We start from the raw sequence: 8852 nt of genomic DNA on the forward strand, positions 1-8852 counted from the left end.
GCTCAGGAGCAGGTGATCCGCGACTCCGCCCAGTCCGCGACCGCCGCCCGGCCGAACGGGGTGTGCTCCTCGACCACGAGCCGCAGGGTGCGGCGGCCGGAGAGGCCGACGTGCACCGGGACCGGCGCGTCGCCGCGGCGGAGCACCGGGGAGCGCCACAGGAGCTCGTCGTCGCCGTACACGGCGAAGCGGACGCCGCCCGGCCCGAACGGCACGGTGATGTCGTCGATGCCGACGACCGCGTCGTAGCCGGTGCACTGCCGGTTGAGGGAGATGAACAGCGACGACGGCGCGTGGACGCTCACCCCGTGGGCGTACCGGGTGCCGCTCGTCGTGAGGCCGGAGCGCTGCCACATCCAGCTGGACCGGGCGAGGTCCACCTCGGGCTCGGTGCCGTCACCGAAGATCCCGTAGGCGAGCCGGTCGACCGGGTAGACGGTCGGCGGTGCGGGCGGCGGGGGCGGCGGTGTGGTCCTGGGCGGGGTGGGCCGGGGCGACGGCCGGGGCTTCGCCTTCGGCGACGGGGTCGGCTCGGGGCTCGTTGTCGCGCGCGGTGTGGCGCGCGGTGGCGCGCTCGGCGGCGGCGTCGGCCGGGGTTCGGGGACCGCCGCCCGCACGGGCGGGGGCGTCGGCTTCGGGGTGGGGCGGGGGGCCGGCTTCGGCGCGGGCGCCGGTTCGACGGGGGCGAGGACCGTCGGCGCGGTCGTCGGCCGGGCGACGGGCTGCGGCTCGGAGCCGGTGAGCGCCCAGACCAGACCGGCGGTCGCGGCGACGGCGGCCACGGCCGCGATGCCCGCCTTGGCGGGGATGCCCAGGCCCTCGGCGGCGGCCGCGGAGGACGCGCCCGCCGTCCCGCCCGCGCCGCCCGTGCCGGTGGCGGCCGCCGCGGCACCGGCGGCGCCGGCCCCGACCACCCCGCCGGCGACGGCACCGGCCGCCTTGAGCGCGTATCCGGCGGCGAACCAGCCGATGACGGCGACCGGCAGCAGCGCGGGGATGCCGGCGTTCACGTGCGCCAGCTCACCGGCGGCCAGCCGGCACTTGGCGCACTCGTCGAGGTGCTTGCGCAGTCCGCGTTCGGCCCGCATCCGCAGCCCGCCGCGCGCGAACGCGCCCAGCCGGTCGGCATAACGGGCGCAGTCGCCCCCCGCGGTGAGCGCCTGGCTGACGTGGGCCTGGAGGTAGGCCTGCTTGAGGCCTTCGCGGGCCCGGCTGGCGAGCACGGCGGTGGCGTTCGCGGTCAGGCCGAAGAGCGGGGCGACCTCGCTCGGCGACTCCTCCTCGACGGTGGTGTGCCACAGCACGGCCTGCCAGCGCTCGGGCAGCGAACGGAACGCCTGCATGGCGAGCGAACGTTCGGCGTCCTGCATGGCGCGCACGTCCGCGCCCAGGTCCAGGCCCGTCCCGAAGCCCGCGGCCTGCTCGGGGACCTCGGAGGCGCGGGAGGCGTCCTCGACGAACAGCGCGAAGTCCTCGACGAGGTGCTCGCGCTTCTGCGTCCTCGTCCAGGTCGCGGCGACGCGGCGGACGCTGGTCAGCAGATAGGCCCGCACGGCCTGTTCGGGACCGGCTCCGCCCCGTACCGCCTGCAGGGTGCGGGCGAAGACCTCGGCCGTCAGGTCGTCGGCGGTGTCCGCGTCCCGGCAGCAGGTGCGGGCGTAACGGCGGACGGCAGCCGAGTGCCGGCGGAACAGCTCCTCGTAGGCCCCGTCGTCGCCCTCCCGCATCCGCCGCACGAGTTCGGCGTCGGACGGCGGCAGGTCGCGCGGCGGCGGCAGGACGGACGTGGAGACCGCGTCCTCGGCGGTGGGCCGGCCCGCCGAGGAGTGCCCGCGCTGCTGCGGCACGCTCGCCTCGGCGGCGATCCCGGCGTCCGGTGCCGAGGCCCCGTCCGGGCTCCCGTGGGCCGGCAGGCGCGGGGAGGGCGGTGCCGCGCCCTCCGCGGTGCCGGCGGCGGCCGGCGTCTCGTCCCGACTGTCACCGCTCATCGCGGAAGCCCCCGTAAGCACGCTCGGACTCGAACGCCGCCCAGCCTGCCACAGCGGGATGGCGCGCCGAGCCTCCGCGTCCACTTACCACTCGTCCGGGGCGACTTCCCGTATCCGGGCGTAACCGCTCATCCGTTCGTGTCACGCTCGACGGTCCACCAGGACCGCCGAGCACCGCGTCCCCCGGCCTCCCCGGGGCCGCCCGCTACCGCGAACGCAGCCCTTCCAGAAGGATGTCGAGGAGCCGGGTCGACGCCGCCGCCTGCTGGGCCGCGTCCGGGAGCGCCGGCGCGGCGGTGGCTATCACGAGCAGCACGTCGGACACCGTCACGTCCGTCCGCAGCTCGCCCGCCTCACGCGCCCGCTCCACGAGCCGGCCCACGACCTCCAGGAGCTCCGCGGCCCCGGTGTCCTCCTGCTCGACGGCCGGCACCGCGCGCGGCGCGACGACCCGCTCCTCGACCTGCTGCGCATATCCGACGGAGCCCGCCGGCACGGACGCCCGCTGCTGCGGCACCCGCGCCTCCTCCGGCGCACCGGCCGGCAGCAGCACGTCGTCCACGCCCACCCGCAGCACCTGCGGCGGCAGCAGGCGACCGGCGCCCGAGGCAACCGAGGTGCGCAGGAAGCGGGACAGCGCCGACCACGGCTCGTCCTCCTGGCCGAGTGCGGTCCGCGCCTGCTCCGTGAGCCGCGCGGTCTCCTCCTCGGCTATCCGCCGGACCAGCACGTCCTTGCTGGGAAAGCGGCGGTACACCGTGCCGACGCCGACCCTGGCGCGACGCGCCACGTCCTCCATCGGAGCGCCGTAACCGAGCTCGCCGAACACCTCGCGCGCGGCACGCAGCACGTGCTCCAGATTGCGCTGCGCGTCCACGCGCAGCGGTGCGGACCGCCCGTTGGGCGCCGCATGCGCCGTACGGAGCTGCCCGTAGGAATCCTGAATCTGCATAAGCGTTCCCCCGCTCATGATGTCTCCCCCCGGAGACTCCCCGCCCTGATACGGGGGTCCGACCGGGCCGCGCCCTTGGTCCTCACGCGGCGGTCCGACACCCCGACGAGGTACGAACATAGTTGAGTCGGGGTCAATTCAGAAGGGGCAGTTCCGTACGGTGCGCCCCCCGATCGGAGCAAGGACCCGGACCCTCCCGATTCCGACCCCGCCCCGAACCGGCCACTTCCACCCTGACCTGGGTACTTCTCCACCCCGTGGGCCCCTTCGCCACCCCGCGCCTCCGTACGCCTCCGGTCACACAATTTGCCGGGCCTGTGGACAAACACCGGAAGGCGTTGCGTCATGGGACAGTGACCGAACCTGTGCGCATTCTCGTTGTCGGCGGTGGCTACGTCGGGATGTACACCGCGCTGCGCCTGCAGCGGCAGCTCAAGGCGGAGCTGAGAAGCCGCGCGGCCGAGATCACGGTGGTCACCCCCGAGCCGTACATGACCTATCAGCCGTTCCTGCCCGAGGCAGCCGCCGGCTCCATCTCCCCGCGCCACGTCGTGGTCCCGCTCCGCCGCGTCCTCGACCGCTGCACGATCGTCATCGGCGAGGTCCACGCGATCGACCACGCCAAGCGGACCGCGACCCTCTCCACCCTCGCCACCGAGGAGGAGGGCACCGGAAGCCTCCGGCTCGGCTACGACGAGCTGGTCATCGCCCCCGGCTCGGTCTCCCGCACCCTCCCGGTCCCCGGCCTCGCAGACCACGGCATCGGCTTCAAGACCGTCGAGGAGGCCATCGGACTGCGCAACCACGTCATCGAACAGATGGACATCGCCAGCTCCACGCGCGACCCCGCCATCCGCGACGCCGCCCTCACCTTCGTCTTCGTCGGCGGCGGCTACGCGGGCGTCGAGGCGCTCGCCGAACTCGAGGACATGGCCCGCTACACCTCGCGGTACTACCACAACATCAAGCCCGAGGACCTGCGCTGGACCCTCGTCGAGGCCTCCGACCGGATCCTGCCCGAGGTCGGCGAGGAGATGGGCCGCTACGCCATCCGTGAGCTGCGCGGACGGAACATCGACGTCCGCCTCGGCACCCGCCTCGACTCCTGCGAGAACCGCGTCGCCGTCCTCAGCGACGGCACCCGGCTGCCCACCCGCACGGTCGTCTGGACCGCCGGCGTCCGGCCCGCGCCGCTCCTCGCCGCCACCGACCTGCCCCTCGACGGCCGCGGCCGGCTCGTCTGCACCCCGCAGCTCGCCGTCGCCGGGGTCGCCCACGCCTGGGCCGCCGGCGACGCGGCCGCCGTCCCCGACGTCACCGCCGACGAGCCGGGCCGGGAATGCGCTCCCAACGCCCAGCACGCCGTCCGCCAGACCAAGGTGCTCGCCGAGAACATCGCCGCCTCCCTGCGCGGACAGCCGCTCAGGGAATACGCGCACGCCTACGCCGGCTCCGTGGCGTCGCTCGGCCTCCACAAGGGCGTCGCCCACATCTACGGGCGCAAGCTCAAGGGCTACCCGGCCTGGTTCATGCACCGCGCCTACCACCTCAGCCGGGTCCCCACGTTCAACCGCAAGGCCCGCGTCCTGGCCGAGTGGACCTTGTCCGGCCTGTTCAAACGCGAGATCGTCTCCCTCGGCTCCCTGGAGCACCCGCGCGCAGAATTCGAACTGGCCGCCACACCCCCACCGGCGCCGAAGGACAGGCCCCCGGGCGAGAACCCGGGCGGGTCCCCGGCCTGACATCACTGTCAGTGCACTCGTCCACACTGGACGTGTGACCATAGGTGGGCTCACACCTGCACAGAGTGACTCTGCACGGCAACGACACCACGAGGCATACAGATCCGTGAACTTCACCCGTTGGAGCGCCAGGCTCCCCGGTACGCAGCGCCGCTCGGCGTCCCGGGGGACCGAGGGCTCCGTGCCCGCGGCCCGCGGTGAGTACGGGCCAAGGTCGGAACACCTCGGCGAGGGGAGCGCCGACGCGGACACCGCTGGCCTCCCCGCGCTGGAGGACTTCACCGTGCGGGAGATCGTCGGCCGCCTTCCCGGCCTGGTCGCGCTCGTGTACGGCCCGGAGCACCGCATCGCGTACGTCAACGAGGCGTACGCCGCCGCCTTCGGCCCCCGCCCTGCCGGGGCCACCGTCGCCGACACCTGCCCCGAGGCCGGGGAACTCGGCCTGCTGCCCCTGCTCGACCAGGTCCTGCGCAGCGGCAAGCCCCGCACCGTCAAGTCCCGCCGCACCCAGGACGGCGGGTCCTACACCGTCACCTGCCTGCCCGTGGAGAGCCCGCACCTCGCCGAGGGCGGCGTCCTCGTCCACGCCGCCGACGTCACCGACCACGCCGAGGCCGCCGAACGGCTCCGCGCCAGCGAGCGGCGGCACCGCGAGACCGCCGTCACCCTGCAGCGCTCCCTGCTCCCGCAGGACCTGGAGCAGCCCGACGACCTGCGGATCGCCGCCACCTACCAGCCCGGTGGCACCGACGCCGCCGTCGGCGGCGACTGGTACGACGTCATCACCCTCGGCGCCGGCCGCACCGCGCTCGTCATCGGCGACGTGATGGGCCGCGGCGTCCGCGCCGCCGCCGTCATGGGCCAGCTCCGCACCGCCGTCCGCGCCTACGCCCGGCTCGACCTGCCGCCGCACGAGGTGCTCCAGCTCCTCGACGGCCTGGCCGCCGAGATCGACGCCAGCCAGATCGCCACCTGCGTCTACGCGGTCCACGACCCCAACGAGGGCAAGCTCGTCTACGCCTCCGCCGGCCACCTCCCCATCCTCGTCCGGGACGAGGACGGCTCGGTCCGCCGCGCCGAGGACCCCACCGGACCGCCGCTCGGCACCGGCGGCTGGCTCCACAGCTCCGGCACCATCGCCCTGCCGCCCGGCTCCACCGCCGTCCTCTACACCGACGGCCTGGTCGAGCGCCGCCGCGAGGACATCGACGAGGGCGTCGCCGCGCTGGAGCGCGCCCTGTCCGGCGCCATCGGCACACCGCAGGTCGTCTGCGACCGGCTGATGCGCTCCCTGGGCGTCACCGCCGAGCACGACGACGACGTGGCCGTCCTCGTCGTGCAGCACCCGGCGCGCAAGGGAGCCGCCGCCGAGCTGTTCCACAACGCGGCCCTGGAGCTCCTCGGCGGCGTCGAGGCGGCGCCCCGCGCGCGTGCCTTCGCCTCCGGGGTCCTCGCCAGCTGGCGCTTCCCGGTCGAGCTGTGCGACCTGGGCGTCCTCGCCACCAGCGAGCTGGTCGCGAACTCCCTCCAGCACGGCACCCCGCCCATGCGGCTGCGGCTCCGCCGCACCGACCGGCGCCTGATCATCGAGGTGACGGACGGCGACGACCATCTGCCGCGCCGCCGCAGGGCGGAAACGGAGGACGAGGCGGGTCGCGGAATCTCGATCATCGCGACGATCGCCTCGTCCTGGGGAAGCCGCCGCACACCCGGCGGCGGCAAAGCGGTGTGGTGCGAGTTCGCCCTGCCCGGCTGACCTGCGGGGCAGGGAGCGGTCAGGCCGCGGCGGTCTCGCGCTGCGGCTCGTGCCGCGCCACGACCTTCGACGGCCTGGTGGCGGGCGCCGGCTGGTTCTGCACCGGCGTGAGCCGCTTGCCGAGGCGGATCGCCAGGAAGGTGATCCCGAGCGAGAAGAGCACGAAGGTCAGGATGTACGGGCCGTGCAGGGAGGCCCCCATCGGACCGCCCACCGCGGGGCCGACCGCCAGCGCGAGCTGCTTCACCAGGGCGAAGGCCGAGTTGTACGTGCCGACCATCGACTCCGGCGCCAGGTCGGCCACCAGCGGGGCGACCGTCGGCGCCAGCATCGCCTCACCGAGCCCGAAGAGGGCGTACGTGGAGACGAACGCCGCCGTCGCCATCGCCTGGCTGCCGTGGCCGAGGCCCGCGTAGCCGGCGAACAGCCACGCCACGGTCCAGATCAGACCGACCGCGGCGATGACGCGGGTCCGCTTGCGGCGCTCGACGAACTTCAGCACCAGGAACTGGGCCGCGACGATCACGGCGGTGTTGGCGGCGAGCGCGATGCCGAGCGTCGACGGCGCGATCCCGGCCGCCTCCGTGCCGTACGCGGCGAGCCCCGACTCGAACTGCCCGTAGCAGGCGAAGAACAGCACGAAGCCGAGCACGCACAGCTGCACCATGGCCCTGTGCCCGAGCAGCGCACGGACCCCGCCGTTCCGCCCGGCGGCCGGCCGCGCGTCCTGGAAGGCGGGCGACCGCGGCATCCGCACGGTCAGCACGATCGCCGCGAGGACGAGGAACATCGCCGACTCGATGGAGAACAGCAGCAGGAAGCTGTCGGGACGGCTCGCGTCGACCAGCTGGCCGCCGATGAGTCCGCCGACGCCCAGACCGAGGTTCTGCAGGAAGAACTGCATGGCGAACGAGCGGGTGCGGGTGCCCGGCGTCGAGCACCACACGATCATCGTGGCGAGCGCCGGCTGCATCACGGCCGTACCGGCACCGAGCAGCGCCGCCGAGCCGACCGCCGCGGGGACGGTGGACGCGAGGCCCATCCCGAGCGCACCGAGCGCGGCCAGCAGCGAGGCCACGAGCAGCACGGGCATCGGCCCGCGCCGGTCGATGGCCCGCCCGCTGAAGGGCAGGACCATCAGTGCGGCCATGGCGAAGACGGCCAGCACGACGCCCGCGGTGCTCGCACCCAGGTCTCGCACCTGAGCGACGTACACATAGAGGTACGGCACGGTGAAGCCGAGTCCGAACGCGCTCAGCGCGCTGCCTGCCTGAATCCGGCGCATCGCCGCGCCCATCGCCTTGGTCACACTCACCCACTTCGGTCGCGGGTTCAGTGCTGTAGCCCTGAACCCTGAAGACTTCAATCCTAAAGTTCGATGCTTAAAGATACACATAGAAGGACTTCAACGCCAACGAGCCGCGTGGGATACTCGGCCGCATGTCCGACAACCCCGAGCCGTCCGGCTCGTCGGCCCCTCAGGAGCCGACGCTCGACGAGCAGATCGCCGCCTACCAGCGCGAGTTCCGCGACCTCGACCCCCAGGTCGAGAAGGTGGTCTCCGCCCTCGGCCGGCTGAACCGCCGGATGAACGTGGCGTACGGCCGCCAGGTCGCCGACCTCGGCATCAGCAACGCCGAGTGGGAGGTCCTGAAGACCCTCGTCCTCTCCGGCGCCCCGTACCGCCTCGGTCCCGGCGAGCTCGCCAAGCGCCTCGGCCTCACCCCGGCCGCCATGACCCACCGCATCGACCGCATGGCGGGCGAGGGCCTGGTCACCCGCGACCGCGACGAGAACAACCGCGTGCGCGTGATCGTCGAGCTGACGGACGAGGGTCGCCAGAAGTGGCTGGAGGCCATGCGGATGGCGACCGACTTCGAGGAGGAGCTCCTCCAGGACCTGTCGGCGGAGGAGCGGGGTGCCCTGGGCGAGATGCTGATCCGCCTGCTGCGCCGCGTGGAGCTGACCCAGCCGGACGCGGGCGGCCGGCTCACCGACCTCGACTGAGCACGCCTTCGAGGGCTTGTTCGAGGGCCGGTCCGAGGGGTCGATCCGATGGGCAGCCGAGGTTTGACACGCCCCTGGGCGACGCGTAGTGTTCTCCGAGTTGTCACAGAGCCGGAACGGTTCTTCGACAGCCACTCCCGCCGCAGTAGCGGCACCTCAACTCCGCACGATCTCCTCACCGGGACGAATTTCGGCATGCCGAAATTCATTTCGAAAGACCCGATTACGGGTCGCCGGGGAAATCAGCTAGAGTTCAGGACGTCGGAACGGCCCAACAGCCGGGAAGACGAATCCCGCTGACTGGGAATCAGACGCCGAAAGGGTCTGATAGAGTCGGAACCGCCGGAAGGGCCCGGAACGACGAAAGTCGAAAAGGGACCGGAAAGCACCGAGGAAATCGGGTCGGA

General features: G+C 73.3%; 6 protein-coding genes. 3 read left to right on the forward strand and 3 right to left on the reverse strand.

What is annotated here, in order from left to right; all coding sequences use genetic code 11:
• Window positions 1-2 precede the first annotated feature (2 nt).
• Both ACGF1Z_RS23290 and ACGF1Z_RS23295 read right to left on the reverse strand, forming a co-directional pair.
• The gene (locus ACGF1Z_RS23290) at window positions 3-1988 is read right to left on the reverse strand and encodes a sigma-70 family RNA polymerase sigma factor (RefSeq protein ID WP_393006875.1); all 1986 of its coding nucleotides are present in this window, start codon (window positions 1986-1988) and stop codon (window positions 3-5) included.
• Window positions 1989-2193: 205 nt separating this feature from the next.
• Complete coding sequence (locus tag ACGF1Z_RS23295; RefSeq protein WP_393006877.1) at window positions 2194-2940, reverse strand: TetR/AcrR family transcriptional regulator; 747 nt, start codon at window positions 2938-2940, stop codon at window positions 2194-2196.
• Between the two features lie 353 nt (window positions 2941-3293).
• On the opposite strand from ACGF1Z_RS23295, the gene ACGF1Z_RS23300 reads away from it, so the two are divergent.
• Window positions 3294-4682 carry an NAD(P)/FAD-dependent oxidoreductase gene (locus tag ACGF1Z_RS23300; RefSeq protein ID WP_393006879.1) on the forward strand — a complete coding sequence of 463 codons (1389 nt, stop codon included), beginning with the start codon at window positions 3294-3296 and terminating at the stop codon, window positions 4680-4682.
• Between the two features lie 106 nt (window positions 4683-4788).
• Window positions 4789-6438 (forward strand): SpoIIE family protein phosphatase, encoded by a 1650-nt coding sequence (locus ACGF1Z_RS23305; RefSeq protein WP_393006881.1) that lies wholly within the window; start codon window positions 4789-4791, stop codon window positions 6436-6438.
• Window positions 6439-6457: 19 nt separating this feature from the next.
• On the opposite strand, the gene ACGF1Z_RS23310 is transcribed toward ACGF1Z_RS23305, so the two are convergent.
• A complete protein-coding gene (locus tag ACGF1Z_RS23310; RefSeq protein ID WP_393006948.1) occupies window positions 6458-7735 on the reverse strand; it encodes an MFS transporter in 1278 nt (425 codons plus the stop codon).
• A gap of 143 nt (window positions 7736-7878) precedes the next feature.
• Here ACGF1Z_RS23310 and ACGF1Z_RS23315 point away from each other — a divergent pair, with 143 nt between their 5' ends.
• On the forward strand, window positions 7879-8445 hold the full coding sequence (locus ACGF1Z_RS23315) for a MarR family winged helix-turn-helix transcriptional regulator (protein ID WP_393006883.1): 567 nt from the start codon (window positions 7879-7881) through the stop codon (window positions 8443-8445).
• The last annotated feature ends 407 nt before the right edge of the window (window positions 8446-8852 follow it).

The sequence above is a fragment of the Streptomyces sp. NPDC048018 genome (assembly GCF_043202995.1).
GTDB lineage: Bacteria > Actinomycetota > Actinomycetes > Streptomycetales > Streptomycetaceae > Streptomyces.

Excerpts from the sequence above, each read along its gene's own strand:
- ACGF1Z_RS23290 (WP_393006875.1), bottom strand. The coding sequence starts at position 1,988 with ATGAGCGGTGACAGTCGGGACGAGACGCCGGCCGCCGCCGGCACCGCG.
- ACGF1Z_RS23310 (WP_393006948.1), bottom strand. The coding sequence starts at position 7,735 with ATGGGCGCGGCGATGCGCCGGATTCAGGCAGGCAGCGCGCTGAGCGCG.
- ACGF1Z_RS23315 (WP_393006883.1), top strand. The coding sequence starts at position 7,879 with ATGTCCGACAACCCCGAGCCGTCCGGCTCGTCGGCCCCTCAGGAGCCG.
- ACGF1Z_RS23295 (WP_393006877.1), bottom strand. The coding sequence starts at position 2,940 with ATGCAGATTCAGGATTCCTACGGGCAGCTCCGTACGGCGCATGCGGCG.